This window comes from Klebsiella quasivariicola, assembly GCF_002269255.1.
Classification (GTDB): Bacteria; Pseudomonadota; Gammaproteobacteria; order Enterobacterales; family Enterobacteriaceae; genus Klebsiella; species Klebsiella quasivariicola.
Map to the genome: position 1 here is coordinate 2,952,308 of NZ_CP022823.1, position 17,152 is coordinate 2,969,459.

Genomic DNA, 17,152 nt, shown 5'->3' on the forward strand with positions numbered 1-17,152 from the left:
CTCCTTAGAAGGGACAAACCGGGCGGCGAAAGCGCCAGCCCGGATAAAGCAAGGTTACAGATTATCCTCTCGCACGTTTCGCCGCCTGGTGTCCCGCGAGGGTACCAAAGATGATGATATCCGCGACCGCGTTACCGCCGATGCGGTTACCACCGTGGATCCCGCCCACCACCTCACCGGCAGCGTAGGCGCCGCGGATCGGCTGCCGGGCTACGTTCAACACTTCGCCATCGGTGTTAATGGTCACGCCACCCATGGTGTGGTGCACCCCGGGGGCGATGCGAATAGCGTGGAACGGGCCTTCGTTGATCGGCGCACGCAGCGCGGTGGTGCGGCCAAACTGTTCATCATGCTGTTTTTCCACCGCGCCGTTGTAGCATTCCAGCGTGGCGAGGAAGGCATGGTAATCCATCCCCAGTTTCTCCGCCAGTTCGCGTGGTGAGCTGGCGCTGGTGACGAAGCCTTTGGCGATGTACTCATCAGCGGCTTTGTTTTTCGCCCGCACATGCTCGTCAAAGACGATGTACGCGTAATGTTCCGGCAGGGCAATGATCGCCGCGGAGACTTTATCGCGGGTCTCCATCTCGTTAAAGAAACGGTTGCCCTGCTGGTTGACGAGGATTGCCCCACCGCCGCGAATCGACTCGGAAATCAGGTACGAGGTCTGCTGCTCGACGGTCGGGTGAATTTGAATTTCCCCCATATCCACGGTGCCGGCGCCGATGCGCTCCAGCAGCGCGATACCGCTCCCGGTAGCCCCTTTGTGGTTGGTGGTGACGAAGCCTTCGAGGTCCGGACGATATTTCACTACCATGGCGCTGTTAGCGCTGAAGCCGCCGGTGGCCACTACGATGCTTTTGGTCTGTACTTCAATGACTTCTTTCTCGTCGTTGACCAGCCGCACGCCGCTAACTTCGTTACCGCTCATCAGGATCTCTTCCACCGAGGTATCCAGCAGGACGTCGATGCCGCGTTTGGTGATGTTGCGCACCAGGCCGCTGATCAGATAGCCGCCGACCGCCGACCCGTCACGTGGGCGGTGGGTACGGTCGATGCTCATCCCACCGGTGGTAGTGATATCGTTGAGCATAATGCCGCGACGCGCCAGCCACTCAATGGCTTCCGGCGCATTCTCGACGAAACGGCGCAGCAGCTGCGGGTTGTTTTTGTTGTGGCCGCCTTTCAGGGTTTCCTGATAGAACAGCTCTTTGCTGTCCTGAATCCCTTTTACGCGCTGGAAGCGGGTTTCCGCCGCGTTCATCCCGGCGGAAGCCTTAATGGTGTTGCCCCCGATGGTCGGCATTTTTTCGACGATCAGTACGCTGGCGCCTTCGTCGTGAGCCTGAATGGCTGCCGCCAGACCGGCGCCGCCGCTGCCCACCACTACCACGTCATAACTTTTCGGCGCGGCGTCATTGCCGCCCTCTTCCGCCGCCAGCGCTTTGCTCGATTTCAGCATCGCTTTGGCGACCGCTTTTTTCACCGCCTCGGTCTGGCTGGTGGCGCCGGAAATCGCATCCACATGCGGGGTATTGGCGGTGAGGATACGTTCGCGGATCTCTTCGAAGCTGGTGGTTAATTCCACGGTCTGCACCGGACTCGCCGCCAGTTCGATATCGGCAATATGGTCATTTTCGAGGCTGACGTTGATTACCAGCTCATTGGCATCGTCATGGACAGTCTCGACAAACATCCCCGGCTTAAATTTGGCGTCGCCCATGCTCATGTCGCGGATCATCGCTTCCACCAGCGAGAAGCGCCACAGCGGTTCAGGAATGTGCAGCGCTTCACGCTGGGTGCTGTCGATAAACAGTTCCAGCTCTTCGCCGGCGGCGATACGTGACGCCCAGTCCGGATAGGCGATACAGGCGCGGCCTACCGCAATCAGGTCATAGCCGTGATCGAGGCCCTGCTCGGCATCAGCGGCGTTGACGACCCCGCCGACCCCCATCACCGGCACCTGGGCGAGGGTTTCAGAGCGCATGGCGCAGTATTTTTCAATCAGCGGCGTCGGATCGCGGGTATCGACGATAGACGGACGCAGGGTTGCGCCCACCGAGAAGTGGAGATAATCGACGCCGCGGGCGGCCAGTTTTTCCAGCAGGTACATGGTGTCGTCGAAGCGGATCCCCGGGACCTCCATCTCCTCCGGCGAGAAGCGGTAGCCGATGATAAAGGCATCGTCGGCGTACTGGCGGGCCATTTTGTGGGTAATATCCAGTACCGCCAGCGGGAAACGGGCGCGGTTGTCGCGGCTACCGCCCCACTGGTCGTCACGCTGGTTAGAGTTCGGCGAATAGAACTGCTGGATGAGGTAGGTGTTGGCGCCGTGAATTTCGACGCCGTCAAAACCGGCGAGGATCGCGCGACGGACGCCGTCGCCAAACTTGGCGATCATCCCTTCCACTTCTTCACCACTGAGCGCTCGCGGCATAGCGGCGCCCTCACGCGGAGCGGCGATGGCGCTCGGCGCCACCGGCTGGCGGCCACCGATCAGCTGCGGGTCGACCATACGGCCGCCGTGGTAGATCTGCAGAATCGCTTTTGAACCTTGCGCTTTGATCGCCTCGGCAATTTTGGCGAGGCCGGCAATTTTTTCATCATTATCAATGCCGATCGCGCCCGGGAAGGCCAGGCCATAGTCATCAATAAAGCAGCACTCGACAATAATGGTACCGATGCTGCCAGCGCGTGCGCGGTAGTACTCCACCAGCTCGCTGGTGACGGTGCCATCGAAATAACCGGTGCAGGTGGTCATTGGCGCCATGAGCAAACGGTTTTTCAGCTCGGTACCATTTGGTAAAGTAAATGGCTGTAAAATACGTTCGTTACTGGTCATAAGTTACGCTCCAGATTTTAAAATATTAAAAGCTCAGAATGGGGTGACGGAATCATTATTGGTTGTGGTTTTTAATTCCTGTTGTCATGCCAATAATATAGCGTGTTTTTTAGTTACTAAACTAATTACGTTAGTTATAAAACTATTTAACCCCAGTAATAACATCGCTACCTCTATTGTATTATTAAAATAATAAATTACATTTACATAATACAAATGTGTGATAACATTTTGGATACGTTCATTAACATAATCAACTGTGCGTGCAGGATAATTACTCATTACAAATCATAAAGATACAGATAAATGTAATAACCAAAGCATTAATCGTTCATTTAAAATTTAACATTCATTGATATTTTAGCCAAATTAACACCTCATCATATAGGGTTATACTGATAATAAAAAAAATAGTGAAATCACCTGCTTTTCTTGATCTTGATCAATTGCAACAGCCATTGAAAGCGCAATATATAAATAACCAACAAATTTAATTTAACGCCTCATAAAACGCGTTAAATAACCGCCCTGACGATACTCAGAAACGCAAAATAAAAACTAAAGTAACTTTTGTAATTAAAGAAACCACCGAGTATGTCACTGGCGTAAACGTTATTTTCAACAACTTGCAGATACTCATTATGAAAGAGAAAAAGACAACCATACCGCCTGCCGGTGCAGTCAAGCCAACGACTGCGACTAAAAAACGTCTCCTGATGATGGCGCTGCCAATTATCGTTGCCGTACTGTTATTGTTCGTTCCGGTCCCGGACGGCCTGCCGCCGTACGCCTGGCACTACTTCGCTATCTTCGTCGGGGTGATCGTTGGGTTGATTTTTGAACCGCTGCCCGGCGCCGTTATCGGCATCACCGGCGTAGTGGTCATCGCGCTGTGCAGCCAGTGGCTGCTGTTCAGCCCGGATCAGATGGCCGCGCCAGGCTTCAAAATGGCCGGCGCCTCCTTTAAGTGGGCGGTGAGCGGCTTCGGCAACTCCACCGTGTGGCTTATCTTCGGTGCGTTCATGTTCGCCGCCGGCTACGATAAAACGCAGTTCGGCCGCCGCCTGGCGCTGATTCTGGTGAAATATCTTGGCCGTCGCAGTCTGACGCTCGGCTACGCCATCACCTTCGCGGATCTGCTGCTGGCGCCGTTTACGCCGTCTAACACCGCACGCAGCGGGGGGACTATCTACCCGATTATCGCTAACCTGCCGCCGCTGTACGGTTCAAAGCCAAACGACCCGAGCGCACGTAAAATCGGTTCCTATCTGATGTGGGTAGCGATCACCGCCGCCTGTATCACCAGCTCGATGTTCCTGTCGGCACTGGCGCCGAACCTGCTGGCGCTGGCGCTGGTAAAAAGCATTGTCGGCATCAATATCTCCTGGGGCACCTGGTTTATCGCCTTCCTGCCGCTCGGCGTGCTGCTGATCCTCGCCATGCCGCTGCTGGCCTACTGGTTCTACCCGCCGGAGGTGAAAGTCAATAACGAAGTGCCGCTGTGGGCCGCACGTGAACTGGAAAAACTGGGCAAACTGTCGCGCAATGAAATCCTGCTGCTGGTGTTCGTCTGCTTCGCGCTGATGATGTGGATCTTCGCCGCCGACTGGATTGAGCCGGCGCTGGCCGCCCTGCTGGTTATCGTACTGATGCTGTGGACCGGCGTGCTCTCCTGGAGCGACATCACCAACAACAAAGCGGCATGGAACACCTTTGTCTGGTTCGCCACCCTGGTGGCGCTGGCCGACGGCCTCTCCTCCACCGGCTTTATCGCCTGGCTGGGTAAAGAGGGCGGCGCGCTGATGAGCGGCATCTCTCCGGGCATGGCGACCATCGTTCTGCTGCTGGCGTTCTACCTGCTGCACTATCTGTTTGCCAGCACCACCGCGCACACCACCGCGCTGCTGCCGGCCATGCTGACCATTGCCTCGACAATCCCGGGGATGAATATGGAAGTGTTCGTCCTGCTGATGGTCACCTCGCTGGGCGTGATGGGGATCATCACCCCGTACGGTACTGGCCCAAGCCCCATCTACTACGGCAGCGGCTACCTGCCGACCAAAGATTACTGGCGCCTCGGCACCATCTTTGGCGCCATCTTCCTGGCCGCCCTGCTGCTGATTGGCTATCCGTGGATGTCCATGATGTTCTGATTCATAACCGCCGGGACTACCCCGGCGGTTTTTATCTTTATGGAGTAAGTGATTATGTCGACTAAACCGTTTGTTTATCAGGATCCGTTCCCGCTGGCGCACGACGATACCGAATACTATCTGCTCAGCAAAGAGCACGTCTCCGTCGCCGAATTTGACGGCCAGCCGGTTCTGAAAGTGGAACCGCAGGCGCTGACCCTGCTCGCCCAGCAGGCCTTCCACGACGCCGCTTTTATGCTGCGCGTTTCCCATCAGCAGCAGGTCGCGTCAATTCTGCTCGACCCCGAGGCCAGCGATAACGATAAATATGTCGCCCTGCAGTTCCTGCGCAACTCGGAAATAGCCGCCAAGGGCGTACTGCCGACCTGTCAGGATACCGGCACCGCCATCATTATGGGAAAAAAAGGCCAGCGCGTGTGGACCGGCGGCGGCGATGAAGCCGCCCTGGCGCAGGGCGTTTACAACACCTATACCGAAGATAACCTGCGTTACTCACAGAACGCGCCGCTGGATATGTATAAAGAGGTTAACACCGGCACCAACCTGCCGGCGCAGATCGATCTCTACAGCGTCGACGGTGAAGAATACAAGTTCCTGTGCATGGCGAAAGGCGGCGGTTCCGCCAACAAAACCTATCTCTACCAGGAAACCAAGGCGCTGATCACCCCGGCGAAGCTGAAAAACTACCTCGTTGAGAAGATGCGTACCCTCGGTACCGCCGCCTGCCCGCCGTACCATATCGCGTTTGTGATCGGCGGCACCTCGGCGGAAGCGACGCTGAAGACCGTCAAGCTGGCCTCGACCCGCTACTACGACGGCCTGCCGACTGAAGGTAACGAGCATGGTCAGGCCTTCCGCGATGTGCAGCTGGAGCAGGAACTGCTGCAGGAAGCGCAGAACCTCGGCCTCGGCGCGCAGTTTGGCGGGAAATACTTCGCCCACGATATCCGCGTGATCCGTCTGCCGCGCCACGGCGCCTCCTGTCCGATCGGCATGGGCGTCTCCTGCTCCGCCGACCGCAACATCAAAGCGAAAATCAACCGCGACGGTATCTGGATCGAGAAGCTGGAGAGCAATCCGGGGAAATATATTCCTGAGCATCTGCGTCAGGCCGGCGAAGGCGAGGTGGTGAGTATTAACCTGAATCAGCCGATGAGCGAGATCCTCGCTCAGTTGTCTGCCCATCCGGTCTCCACCCGCCTGAGCCTTAACGGCACTATTATCGTGGCCCGCGACATCGCCCACGCCAAGCTGAAGGAACTTATCGATAACGGCGAGGCGCTGCCGCAGTACGTCAAAGACCATCCGATCTACTACGCCGGCCCGGCCAAGACCCCGACCGGTTATGCCTCCGGCTCCCTCGGCCCAACCACCGCTGGCCGCATGGACTCTTACGTCGATCTGCTGCAGTCCCACGGCGCCAGCATGGTAATGCTGGCCAAAGGCAACCGCAGCCAGCAGGTGACCGACGCCTGTCACAAACACGGCGGCTTCTACCTCGGCAGCATCGGCGGCCCGGCGGCAGTACTCGCGCAGCAAAGCATTAAGAGCCTCGAGTGCGTGGCTTATCCGGAGCTGGGGATGGAAGCTATCTGGAAAATCGAAGTGGAAGATTTCCCGGCGTTTATCCTCGTCGATGACAAAGGCAACGACTTCTTCCAGCAGATCCAGAACAAGCAGTGCGCCGGCTGTAAACAGCACGGTTAACGCTCTCCTCTGACGCTAATTCAGGCCGTCGCCGTTTGGGTGACGGCTTTTTTTATGCCCGCGCGCCCCGGCTTGAATTCACTTCGCGCCAGGCTATGCTCATCTAAAAGCCCTCCGTTTTTTGCTGAAAAATAACAATAATTCTTATCTCAGGTGCCGCTATGAACAGGATGAGCATCGTTATCCTCTGGGCGCTGGCGCTGTTGGTGCTCCAGCCAGCGCAGGCCGCCGAACCGCGACAGCAGCCAACGGCCCGTGAACAGGCGCGCACGGTGTATATTTTCCACCAGCCGGTAGTGATGCTGCAGGCCACCTTTGGCCAGACGACGCCTGAAGAGCGCGTTTTGCGCACCCGCAGCGCCCTGCGCGCGTTTACCGAGGATGATATTCGCCAGCCACTGCGGATCGTGCCGGTTATCCGCTATGGTCAGCCAGGCCGACTGTTTATGATGAACGGCAAGCCGGTACTGCTGCTGAGCCAGGGGGATCTTGATGAGGGCGACGATTTAACCCTCGACCAGGCGGCCCAGCGGGTGCTGGCGCGAATGGAAGCCCAGCGCACCGGTTTGCGGGAACAGTTCAACACCCGCTATCTGCTGCTCTCTGCCGGCAAAGCGCTGGCCGGGGCGCTGCTGCTGGCGCTGTTTTACTACAGCGCCTTTCGCGCCTGGCGACGCGTGCGGCGTTTTTTCCTGCTGCGGATCCTCGAAAAACGCAGCGCCATTCCCCAACACTGGCGGCGCTATCTCGGCAATATTGAAGTTCGACTCTATGCGGTGCTGGTTATCTTTATCGGCATGCTGGCCTGTTATCTCTGGCTGAGCTGGGTCTTCAGTTTATTTCCCTGGACGCGGGTATGGAGCGAATCACTGGGCGAATGGTCGCTGGGCGTGATCCGCGATCTCTCGCTGTCGATTGTCGCCTCCCTGCCGGGGCTGATGATTGTGGTGCTTATTTTCCTCCTCACCTGGCTTATCATTCGCCTGGTAAAAGTGCTTCTCGACCAGGTCGCCGCCGGCCGCATCCAGGTGCCAGGCATCCATCCGGAAACCGTCAGCGCCACCCGCCGGCTGATCTCGGTGGTCATCTGGCTGTTCGCCCTCTCCGCCGCCTACCCGTTCCTTCCCGGCGCCAACTCCCTGGCCTTTAAGGGCATCAGCGTGTTCTTCGGCCTGATGCTGACCCTCGGGTCGACCGGGGTAATGACCCATGCGATGAGCGGCCTGGTGCTGATCTACTCCCGGGCGCTGCGCAAAGGCGACTGGATCCGTCTTGCCGATAATGAGGGACAGGTCAGCGAGATTGGCGTGCTGGCGACCAAAATTCTCACCCGTGAGAATTACATCGTTACCGTTCCCAACGCGGTGGTGGTCAGCGGGAAAATTATTAATCTCAGCGCCGGGAGCGCCGATGGCGGGATCAACCTCACCACCAGCGTCACCATCGGCTACGATACGCCGTGGCGTCAGGTTCATGCGCTGCTGGAGCTGGCGGCAAGACGCACCCCCGGCGTGGATCAGCAAATCGCCCCGGTGGTGCGTAAGCTGGGGTTGCTTGACTGGTACACCTCGTATGAGCTGCAGGTGCGCTTACTCCCCGCGACGACGCTACCCGAGGGCCGTAACGCGTTGCACAGCAGCATTATTGATGTGTTCAACGAGTTCGGGGTGCAGATAATGTCGCCGAACTTTGTGATGCAGCCAAAGGCGGCGGTGGTGGTGCCGCAGGAAGCGTGGTACACCGCCCCGGCCGTCGCGCCGCAGGAACCGGAGAAATAAGGGATAACATAGCGGCATTTCCGCCGGGTGTCGGCGGCGCCGCTGAGCAAGAACAGCCAGCGCAGTGCCGCGTTTGTGCCGGGCGGTGGCTAACGCCTTGCCCGGCCTACGGTCCGTGCGGACTGCCGTTAATTTATTCACCATTGTTGCTGAAACTGCCGGTGTTACGGCCTCAACATCGCTGAGACGTTCCCGGCAGGCCGGGGGAACAGGGGGCGGCGGCGACTGGCCGCCCCCTGTGCGCTCCCTGCGCCATAAGAGACATAAGGCAGAAGATCAACCGGGAGCGCAATCTGCCCGGAATTAACACTGGAGTGGTAGCCCTGCTAAGCGCAGCGCGAGCAGGGAAATTTACGTTTACGACATTATTTCGCCGGGTGGCGGCTGCGCCTTACCCGGCCTACGTACGTACGACCTGTCGTTAATTTATTCACCATTATTGCTGAAACTGCCGGTGCTGGCGGCCTCAAAATCGCTGAGACGTTCCCGGCAGGCCGGGGCAGCCCGCATGGATGCGGGCTGAGGGCCGTGTTTTGCACGGACGCTGCCTCGGCCCGACCCGAAGCCTGCCGGGATAAGTCGAAGGGACCGCGCAGCGGCGATTTTGCTGGCCGGAGCCCGGGGGTACAGGGGGCGGCGGCGACTGGCCGCCCCATGTGCGCTCCCTGCGCCATAAGAGACATAACGCAGAAGATCAACCGGGAGCGCAATCTGCCCGGAATTAGCATAGAAGTTGTAGCCCTGCCAAACGTTGTGGCCCTGCCAAACATAGTGCGAACAGGGACATTTCCGGTTGTGCCGTTATTTCGCCGGGTGGCGGCTGCGCCTTACCCGGCCTACGGGGTCTACAGGCGATCTTCGCTTCCCTGGCCCGGCAAGCGCTGCGCCGGAGGGCAATCTATCGGTGCCATACCCGCCATTTCGCCGGGTGGCGGCTGCGCCTTACCCGGCCTACAACGACTGCCGGGCAATCCGACTCGGACGGCGACTCACCCCTGCGCGGCGTCGATGTCGTCAAACACCTGCTGCGCCAGATGCATCGTGGCATTGGCCGCTGGCAGCCCACAATACAGCGCAGAGTGCATAATTAACTCTTTCAGCTCATCGCGGGTCACCCCGTTGTTAAACGACGCGCGCAGATGCATCTTCAGCTCCGCCTCGCGATTGAGAGCGATCAGCATAGCAATGGTGATCATGCTGCGGGTATGGTGATCGAGCCCCGGACGCGTCCAGGTTTCCCCCCAGGCGTAGCGGGTGATAAAGTCCTGAAACTCTTCATTCAACGGCGTCAGATGCTGCAGCGTACGGTCGACGTGAACGTCGCCCAATACTTTGCGCCGCACCGCCATGCCGTCCTGATAACGCTGTTTATCTTCCATGGCGTTCTCCCTGAAAAAAGCTCAGCAACGCTGAGGTAAAATGGGTCGGCGCCTCAATATTTGACAGATGCGATGCCGCCAGCACCACCACCTCGGAGGCGGGGATCTGCTGCTGCAGGAAATGAGCGTCATTAACCGTAGTGACAGGGTCACTTTCCCCGGCGATGATTAACGTCGGTAGCGGGATCTGCCCTACTTCACCCCGCAGGTCGGCGGCGGCCAGTGCCTCGCAGCAGGCGGCATAACCTTCGGCGTCGGTATGAGTCAGCTGATGACACAGTGCCTCCACCACCTCCGGTGCCTTCTGGCGAAACGCCTGAGTGAACCAGCGGTCCGCCGCCCCGGCGGCCACCACCGCCATTCCTTCCTGGCGTACCGCCCGCGCCCGCGACAGCCAGCTGGCCTGATCGCCAATGCGCGCCGCGGTGTTGGCAACGGCCAGCCCATAGAAACGCTCGAGTGCAAAACGGCCAAGCCACAGGCCGGTCAGACCGCCCATCGAGATCCCGCAGAACCAGGCGCGGTCGATATTCAGGTGATCGAGCAGCGTAATCACATCTTCCCCCAGCTGGGCGAGGGTCACTTTGCCATTTTTCGTGGTTTTACCGTGGCCGTGCGTGTCATAGCGCAGTACCTGAAAATGGGCGGTTAACGCCTCGATCTGCGGCTGCCACATCGCCCGGGTGGTGCCCAGCGAGTTGGAGAGGACGATAACCGGCGCGCCTTCCGGCCCGTCGAGTTGATAATCAAGATTCATCACGTTGCTCCTGATAACGCGCCAGCACCTGGCGCACAAAGCGTTCGGCGCTGCCGGTCGCCGTTGCCGGGTCCAGCAGCGTGGTTAAGCGTTCACGAGAGAGATACTGACTGACCTGTGGGTCAGCCGCGAGCAGATCGACCAGCGGAGAGTGACGCTCCAGCGCCTGACGGCACAGCGCCTCGATATGATGATGCGCCTCGGCTTTGCCGATGAATTCCGCCAGCGCCAGGGTTACCGCCTCGGCCATAATCAGCCCATGGGTGATATCGAGATCGGCGCGCATCTTCTGCGGGAAGACCTGCATATCGCGCACCAGCGCTTCGCTTTGCGCCAGCGCCCCGCCCACCAGAGTAATCAGCTCCGGCAGCGTCTCCCACTCCGCCTGCCAGCCGCCCAGCGCCCGCTCGTGCTGCTGGAGTTGGCTGGCGTAGAGGGTCGCCATCAGCCCCGGCGTGCGCTGGGCAGCGGTCAGGATCGCCGCGCAGGCCACCGGATTGCGCTTATGCGGCATTGTCGACGAGCCGCCGCGGCCTTCCGCTACCGGCTCGCCCACTTCAGCCACTTCGGTCTGCATCAGCAGGGAGAAGTCATTGGCGAATTTCCCCAGGGTACCGCAGACGCCGGCAAACCAGGCGCCCGCCTCCAGCAGCCGATCGCGCAGGCTGTGCCACGGGGTATCCGGCAGCGACAGACCGAGGATCTGTGCCAGCGCCTGGCCAACCGCCGGCCCTTTCTCTTTTAGCGCGTCCAGAGTGCCCGCGGCGCCGCCAAACTGCAGCACCAGCAGCCGCGGACGCATCTCGCGCAGCCGCTGCTGCCAGCGCAGGAGCGCGTCGAGGGTGCCCGCCAGCTTCAGGCCAAAGGTCACTGGCAGCGCATGCTGCATCCAGGTCCGACCCGGCATGACAGTATCGCGATAACGATCCGCCTGGAGAGCCAGGGCAGCCAACAGCTGCTCAAGCAAGGTCTCAGCGGCATCCAGCGCCCCGCGCAGCTGGAGCACCAGTCCGGTGTCGATGGCGTCCTGACTGGTGGCGCCCCAGTGGACGTAGCGCGCAGCCTCAGGATCTCGCGCTTTTACCTGTACCGTCAGCTGTTTCACCAGCGGGATCGCCAGGTTACCGGCCCCCACCGCCGCCTCGCCCAGCGCGGCAAAATCGATTTCCTCGTGGCGGCAGGCCGCGACAATCGGCCCGACCGCTTCCGGCGGCACCATCCCGCAGACGGCCTGCGCCTGCGCCAGCGCCGCTTCAAAATCCAGCATGCCCTGCACCCGCTGCGCGTCGCTGAACCAGTCGGTCAGCGGACTGCCGCGCAGCATTGGGGTCAACAAACTCATTCTGGCTCCTTAAACACGTTCAATAATCAGGGCGATCCCCTGTCCGACGCCAATGCACATGGTGCACAGGGCGTAGCGGCCGCCGGTACGCTTCAGCTGATAAGCCGCGGTCATCGCCAGCCGGCCGCCGGAGGCGCCGAGCGGGTGGCCCAGCGCGATCGCCCCGCCGTTAGGGTTAACGTGGGCGGCATCATCCGGTAAACCCAGATCACGGGTCACCGCCAGCGCCTGGGCGGCGAAGGCCTCATTCAGCTCGATCACATCCATCTGGGCTAATGTCAGGCCGGTCTGCGCCAGCACCTTACGCACCGCGGGCGCCGGGCCAAAGCCCATGATCCGCGGTGCGACGCCCGCCGTCGCCACGCCGACCACCCGGGCCAGCGGCTGGAGATCGTTGGCCGCCAGCGCCGTCTCGCTGGCCAGCAGCAGCGCGCAGGCACCGTCGTTAACGCCGGAGGCGTTGCCGGCGGTGACGCTGCCGTCGGCGCGCACCACGCCGCGCAGTTTAGCCAGCGCCTCCAGCGAGGTGCTGCGCGGATGTTCATCGCGGCTAAACAGCAGCGGCTCGCCTTTGCGCTGCGGCACCTGGACGGCGATCAGCTCATCGGCGAAGCGTCCCGCTTCCTGCGCCGCGGCGGTGCGCAACTGACTGCGTAACGCAAAAGCGTCCTGGTCGGCGCGTGATATGGCAAACTCGTCGGCGACGTTTTCCGCCGTCTCCGGCATGGAATGGACGCCGTACAGGGCTTTCATCTGCGGGTTAATAAAGCGCCAGCCGATGGTGGTATCTTCCATCTGCATGCTGCGGCTAAAGGCGCTCTCCGCTTTCCCCATCACAAACGGCGCGCGGGACATGCTCTCCACGCCGCCGGCGATCATCAGCTGTGTTTCCCCGCTTTTAATCGCCCGCGCCGCAACCCCGATCGCATCGAGGCTGGAACCGCACAGGCGGTTGATGGTGCTGCCGGGTACGCTCTCCGGCAGCCCGGCCAGCAGCAACGCCATCCGCGCCACGTTGCGGTTATCTTCCCCGGCCTGGTTGGCGCAGCCAAAGATCACATCGTCAATGCGCGAGGGATCCAGTCCCGGGTTCCGCGCCAGCAGGGCTTTCAATGGCAGCGCCGCCAGGTCGTCGGCGCGCATCGTCGCCAGGGTACCACCGAAACGGCCAAAGGGTGTACGCACCGCATCGCAGATAAATGCCTGATTCATCATAGGTTCCTTACGCGCTTTCCGCCAGTTGTTCAAAGGTCAGCGCCACCGGAGTGATGCGCTGCAGCTCTTCAAAAGAGAGACCGTTAAAGATTTCCCGCACCACCGGGCCGCGATCGGTAATGTCGATCACCGCCAGGTCGGTATAGATCCGGCTGACGCAGCCGACGCCGGTCAGCGGGTAGCTGCAGTGCGCCACCAGCTTGCACTCGCCGTCGCGGGTCAGGTGATCCATCATCACAAACACCTGACGGGCGCCGATAGCCAGATCCATCGCCCCGCCAACCGCCGGAATCGAATCCGGCGCGCCGGTGCTCCAGTTGGCGAGGTCGCCGCTGGCGGAGACCTGATAGGCCCCCAGCACGCAGATATCAAGGTGGCCGCCGCGCATCATGGCGAAGGAGTCGCCATGATGGAAGAAACAGCCCCCCTGCAGGAGCGTGACATACTCTTTGCCGGCATTAATTAGCTCCGGGTCTTCCTCTCCGGGCTGCGGTTTCGGCCCCATCCCCAGCAGTCCGTTTTCGCTGTGCAGGAACACCTCTTTATCAGCGGGCAGGTAATTGGCGATGCGGGTCGGCAGGCCAATACCGAGGTTCACATACGCGCCTTCGGGAATATCGCGGGCCACGCGCTGGGCCATTTCGTCACGGGTCAGTTTTTGCATCTCAGGCTCCTCAGGCGCGTTGTGCGGCAGTCAGGTTTTCCAGCGAGAAGACTCGCTGGACGAAAATGCCGGGGGTGATGATGTTTTCCGGGTCAAGGTCGCCCAGCGGCACCAGCTGCGAGACCTCCACGATGGTGGTTTTCGCCGCTGTCGCCATGATCGGGCCAAAGTTGCGCGCCGCCTTGCGATAGACCAGGTTGCCCCAGCGGTCGCCCTGGTGGGCTTTAATCAGCGCGAAATCGGCTTTAATCGGATATTCCAGCACGTAGTGACGGCCATCGATTTCCCGCGTCTCCTTGCCTTCCGCCAGCGGCGTGCCGTAGCCGGTGGGGGTAAACACCGCCCCCAGCCCGGCGCCAGCGGCCTGGATCCGCGCCGCGAGGTTGCCCTGCGGCACCAGCTCCAGCTCCACTTTGCCGCGACGGTAGAGATCATCGAAAATCTGCGAATCCACCTGGCGCGGGAAAGAGCAGATCATTTTGCGCACCCGGCCCGCCTTGAGCAGCGCCGCCAGACCCACTTCCCCGTTACCGGCGTTGTTATTAATGATGGTCAGGTCGCGGGCGCCCTGGTCAATCAGGGCGTCAATGAGAAAGGTCGGCTGGCCGGCGGGACCAAAGCCGCCGATCATGATAGTCGCCCCGTCGTGGATCCCGGCGATGGCCTCGCTCAGCGTCGATACGCTTTTATCAATCATCAGGTCGCTCCAGTGATGTGCGGTAATCGCACTTTTATTCGTTGTTCGCACAAAATGTGACCCGCTTAACGATGTCGGTCAAGGGCGATAATCGAAATATGGTGCGATAATCGAACATCGGTTATCTTTAGCGAAAGAATGTGATCGATGGCAAATATGGGGAACAGAAATGGACAAGCATCCAGACGATTTACTGACCGGCGACGGCGATCCGTTTAAGGGCGATCCGAACTTTATGGCCTCTCTGGCACGGGGTCTGGAGGTGATCCAGGCGTTCACGCCGCAGCGGCCCCTGCTGTCCATCTCGCAGATTAGCCAGAAGACCGGCATTCCGCGCGCGGCGGTGCGCCGCTGCCTGTATACCCTGAGCAAACTGGGGTTCGTGTATGCCGAAGATGGTAAGAATTTCCAGCTGCGACCGCGGATCCTGGCGCTGGGCCACGCCTGGCTGGCCTCCACGCCGCTGGCGCGTTCGGCGCAGCCGGTGCTGCGGCATCTGAGCGAAATGCTCAATGAGTCCTGCTCCATCGCCACCCTCGACGGGGACGATATCCTGTATATCGCCCGCGCCTCCAGTTCGCGCATTATGACCATCGACCTGGATATCGGCAGCCGCCTGCCCGCCTGGGCAACCTCGATGGGCCGGGTGTTGCTCAGCCATCAGCCGGAGGAGAAGCTCAACGATATGCTGGCCCGGGTGACCATGATCCGCTACACCCCGCAGACGGTGGATTCGGTGGCGAAGCTGCGCACCGAACTGAAACGGGTGCATCAGCAGGGGTATGCGCTTAACGATCAGGAGCTGGAGATGGGGCTGCGTTCCCTGGCGGTACCGCTGTTTAACGCCCAGGGGCAGGTGCAGGCGGCGCTGAACGTTGGGGTACATGCGGGCCAGATGTCGGCCCGCGAGATGATCGACCGCGTGTTGCCGGAGCTGCAGAAAGCCGCCCGCGAGCTGACGCTGCTTCTGCGCTAACGGCTGCGCTTGGCGTGCTGCTCCCAGGTCTCCTGCTTCGCCTCGGCCGATTTACGCAACGCGACATAGCAGGCGCCGCTGCCGCCGTGATGTGGAAGCGCGGCGCAGAAGGCCTGCACCTCCGGCAGCTCTTCCAGCCAGCGCGCCAGATAGCTACGGATGATATTGGCGTGGGACCGATCGTCGCGGCCTTTGCCGTGAACGATCAGCACATTGCGTAATCCCTCTTTTTGCGCCTGCACCATAAAGGCGAAGAGCATCTGTCGACACTGTTCCACCGGCTGGCGCAGCAGGGAGAGGCTCGCCTGCTGGCTGTATTTCCCCCGCCGTAGCTTATCCAGCACACCGCTTTGCAAACCTTCGCGCTTAAACTCCAGCGGCGCGGCGAGCGGCACGATATCCAGATAGCCGGTAGTGAGGAAATTATCCAGCTGCAGGGTATCGACGCGCTGCGGGGCGCGGCTGTTGCGCCCGGGATGCCAGTGCACGTCATTGTTACGTTTCAGAGGCAGGACATCTTCCATGGCGTCAAGAAACAGGGATTTGTCATCAAGGTTCATGGGCTCTCCTCCAGCGGCTGTCGCCAGCTACTATAGCCGCCCCGCGCTCCCCCCTCAACGCGTTTAGCCGCGTTCGCTGGCAAAGTGAGCGCCACGGGCGATTAAGGAAACAATTGTCGGCTCTGACGACGAAACAGCGTGATTAACGACGCCGTTAATGGCGTCTGCCGGGTGTCGCGCCGCTGTATCAGAAAATAGGCGGCCGTCGGCAAGACGTCGCGGACAGGGATCATCACCAGCTTGTCCGCCATCAGCGGATCGTTGCCGAGCTCCACCGGCAGGATGCTGAGAAAATCACTTTTCACTACCAGGCTGATGCACGACGAGAAGGTTTCGCAAACAATATCCACCTTAGGCGCCATCCCGGCCTGATTAAACCGGTCCTGCAACTGTTTAAAGTAGCTGCCGCGCGGCGTCGGCATGGTCCAGTGGTGATCCATCAGCTCCCCCAGCGAGGTAGCCTGCGCCGCCGGATGGCCCGCGCGGGCGAATACCGCGAACGGTTTCTCAAACAGCTTCTCAAAGCTGAACTCATGGTCGTACGGCCCGGGATAGTAGGTGTTAATGGTGAAATCCAGCTCCCCCTGGCGCAGCTCATTAATCATCGCCAGCAGCTGGCCCTCCATGATCCGCACCTTTACCTGCGGATGCTGCTGATGAAAGCGGCAGATCACCGACGGCATCAGTGACCGGGCGACGCTGGCGCCAAGGCCAATATTGATCTGCCCGGCCTGCTCTCCCTGGCGCTGCAGCAGTTCATCCTGCGCCGCCCGCAGCTCCTCAAGGATCAGGCTCGCATGTTGATAAAAACTTTCGCCGTTTTCGGTCAGCGCCACCCCCTGGCTGCGGCGGACAAACAGCTGGGCGGAAAGCCCCTCCTCCAGCTCTTTAATCGCTTTGGTCAGCGCCGGCTGCGAGACCGACAGCGCCCGGCTGGCGCCGCGAATACTGCCTTCCCGGGCCACTTCGACAAAGGCGCGGATTTGATGAAATTTGATCTGAAATGCCATGTTTTAGGTGATAACCATTGTTTATCAGACAGAAGAAAATGACATCTACTGTAATCCATCAGGCTGTGGCAGGTT

Annotated in this window: 13 protein-coding genes; 4 read left to right on the forward strand and 9 right to left on the reverse strand. The window is 60.2% G+C overall.

Annotated elements, in window-relative coordinates; all coding sequences use genetic code 11:
- Positions 1-61 precede the first annotated feature (61 nt).
- Positions 62-2,839 carry a flavocytochrome c gene (locus B8P98_RS14760; protein WP_095033162.1) on the reverse strand — a complete coding sequence of 926 codons (2,778 nt, stop codon included), beginning with the start codon at positions 2,837-2,839 and terminating at the stop codon, positions 62-64.
- 641 nt (positions 2,840-3,480) lie between these two features.
- On the opposite strand from B8P98_RS14760, the gene B8P98_RS14770 reads away from it, so the two are divergent.
- From B8P98_RS14770 to B8P98_RS14780, 3 genes are all read left to right on the forward strand, one after another.
- Positions 3,481-4,992 carry an anion permease gene (locus B8P98_RS14770; RefSeq protein WP_080897423.1) on the forward strand — a complete coding sequence of 504 codons (1,512 nt, stop codon included), beginning with the start codon at positions 3,481-3,483 and terminating at the stop codon, positions 4,990-4,992.
- A 54-nt stretch (positions 4,993-5,046) separates the two neighbouring features.
- Positions 5,047-6,699, forward strand: a complete 1,653-nt coding sequence (gene fumA, locus B8P98_RS14775) for a class I fumarate hydratase FumA (protein ID WP_087805583.1) — start codon at positions 5,047-5,049, stop codon at positions 6,697-6,699.
- Between the two features lie 161 nt (positions 6,700-6,860).
- On the forward strand, positions 6,861-8,477 hold the full coding sequence (locus tag B8P98_RS14780) for a mechanosensitive ion channel family protein (protein WP_080897425.1): 1,617 nt from the start codon (positions 6,861-6,863) through the stop codon (positions 8,475-8,477).
- Positions 8,478-9,466: 989 nt separating this feature from the next.
- Here B8P98_RS14780 and pcaC read toward each other — a convergent pair.
- From pcaC to B8P98_RS14820, 6 genes are read right to left on the reverse strand one after another with little or no spacing between them, the layout of a single operon-like run.
- Positions 9,467-9,856: a 4-carboxymuconolactone decarboxylase gene (pcaC, locus tag B8P98_RS14795; RefSeq protein ID WP_080897426.1), complete on the reverse strand. Its 390-nt coding sequence runs from the start codon at positions 9,854-9,856 to the stop codon at positions 9,467-9,469.
- The gene (gene pcaD / locus B8P98_RS14800) at positions 9,846-10,613 is read right to left on the reverse strand and encodes a 3-oxoadipate enol-lactonase (protein WP_025713075.1); all 768 of its coding nucleotides are present in this window, start codon (positions 10,611-10,613) and stop codon (positions 9,846-9,848) included. Before pcaD ends, pcaC begins: the two co-directional genes overlap by 11 nt.
- The gene (locus B8P98_RS14805; protein WP_025713074.1) at positions 10,603-11,955 is read right to left on the reverse strand and encodes a 3-carboxy-cis,cis-muconate cycloisomerase; all 1,353 of its coding nucleotides are present in this window, start codon (positions 11,953-11,955) and stop codon (positions 10,603-10,605) included. The genes pcaD and B8P98_RS14805 overlap by 11 nt, the downstream gene beginning before the upstream one ends.
- A gap of 9 nt (positions 11,956-11,964) precedes the next feature.
- The gene (gene pcaF, locus B8P98_RS14810) at positions 11,965-13,167 is read right to left on the reverse strand and encodes a 3-oxoadipyl-CoA thiolase (RefSeq protein WP_025713073.1); all 1,203 of its coding nucleotides are present in this window, start codon (positions 13,165-13,167) and stop codon (positions 11,965-11,967) included.
- 10 nt (positions 13,168-13,177) lie between these two features.
- Positions 13,178-13,834 carry a 3-oxoacid CoA-transferase subunit B gene (locus B8P98_RS14815; protein WP_025713072.1) on the reverse strand — a complete coding sequence of 219 codons (657 nt, stop codon included), beginning with the start codon at positions 13,832-13,834 and terminating at the stop codon, positions 13,178-13,180.
- Positions 13,835-13,844: 10 nt separating this feature from the next.
- Complete coding sequence (locus B8P98_RS14820; RefSeq protein WP_025713071.1) at positions 13,845-14,531, reverse strand: 3-oxoacid CoA-transferase subunit A; 687 nt, start codon at positions 14,529-14,531, stop codon at positions 13,845-13,847.
- Between the two features lie 169 nt (positions 14,532-14,700).
- On the opposite strand from B8P98_RS14820, the gene B8P98_RS14825 reads away from it, so the two are divergent.
- Positions 14,701-15,507 (forward strand): IclR family transcriptional regulator domain-containing protein, encoded by an 807-nt coding sequence (locus B8P98_RS14825; protein ID WP_012541880.1) that lies wholly within the window; start codon positions 14,701-14,703, stop codon positions 15,505-15,507.
- Here the strand turns inward: B8P98_RS14825 and smrA are convergent.
- Positions 15,504-16,067 carry a DNA endonuclease SmrA gene (gene smrA, locus B8P98_RS14830; RefSeq protein WP_025713070.1) on the reverse strand — a complete coding sequence of 188 codons (564 nt, stop codon included), beginning with the start codon at positions 16,065-16,067 and terminating at the stop codon, positions 15,504-15,506. The two genes, B8P98_RS14825 and smrA, sit on opposite strands and share 4 nt — an antisense overlap.
- Before the next feature lie 101 nt (positions 16,068-16,168).
- Entirely contained in the window at positions 16,169-17,077 is a 909-nt protein-coding gene (locus B8P98_RS14835; protein WP_025713069.1) for a LysR family transcriptional regulator, read from the reverse strand.
- Positions 17,078-17,152 lie beyond the last annotated feature (75 nt).

What these genes read in the sequence shown, in the direction of transcription:
- B8P98_RS14760 (WP_095033162.1), bottom strand. Translation starts at nt 2,839, where the DNA reads ATGACCAGTAACGAACGTATTTTACAGCCATTTACTTTACCAAATGGT.
- B8P98_RS14770 (WP_080897423.1), top strand. Translation starts at nt 3,481, where the DNA reads ATGAAAGAGAAAAAGACAACCATACCGCCTGCCGGTGCAGTCAAGCCA.
- fumA (WP_087805583.1), top strand. Translation starts at nt 5,047, where the DNA reads ATGTCGACTAAACCGTTTGTTTATCAGGATCCGTTCCCGCTGGCGCAC.
- B8P98_RS14780 (WP_080897425.1), top strand. Translation starts at nt 6,861, where the DNA reads ATGAACAGGATGAGCATCGTTATCCTCTGGGCGCTGGCGCTGTTGGTG.
- pcaC (WP_080897426.1), bottom strand. Translation starts at nt 9,856, where the DNA reads ATGGAAGATAAACAGCGTTATCAGGACGGCATGGCGGTGCGGCGCAAA.
- pcaD (WP_025713075.1), bottom strand. Translation starts at nt 10,613, where the DNA reads ATGAATCTTGATTATCAACTCGACGGGCCGGAAGGCGCGCCGGTTATC.
- B8P98_RS14805 (WP_025713074.1), bottom strand. Translation starts at nt 11,955, where the DNA reads ATGAGTTTGTTGACCCCAATGCTGCGCGGCAGTCCGCTGACCGACTGG.
- pcaF (WP_025713073.1), bottom strand. Translation starts at nt 13,167, where the DNA reads ATGAATCAGGCATTTATCTGCGATGCGGTGCGTACACCCTTTGGCCGT.
- B8P98_RS14815 (WP_025713072.1), bottom strand. Translation starts at nt 13,834, where the DNA reads ATGCAAAAACTGACCCGTGACGAAATGGCCCAGCGCGTGGCCCGCGAT.
- B8P98_RS14820 (WP_025713071.1), bottom strand. Translation starts at nt 14,531, where the DNA reads ATGATTGATAAAAGCGTATCGACGCTGAGCGAGGCCATCGCCGGGATC.
- B8P98_RS14825 (WP_012541880.1), top strand. Translation starts at nt 14,701, where the DNA reads ATGGACAAGCATCCAGACGATTTACTGACCGGCGACGGCGATCCGTTT.
- smrA (WP_025713070.1), bottom strand. Translation starts at nt 16,067, where the DNA reads ATGAACCTTGATGACAAATCCCTGTTTCTTGACGCCATGGAAGATGTC.
- B8P98_RS14835 (WP_025713069.1), bottom strand. Translation starts at nt 17,077, where the DNA reads ATGGCATTTCAGATCAAATTTCATCAAATCCGCGCCTTTGTCGAAGTG.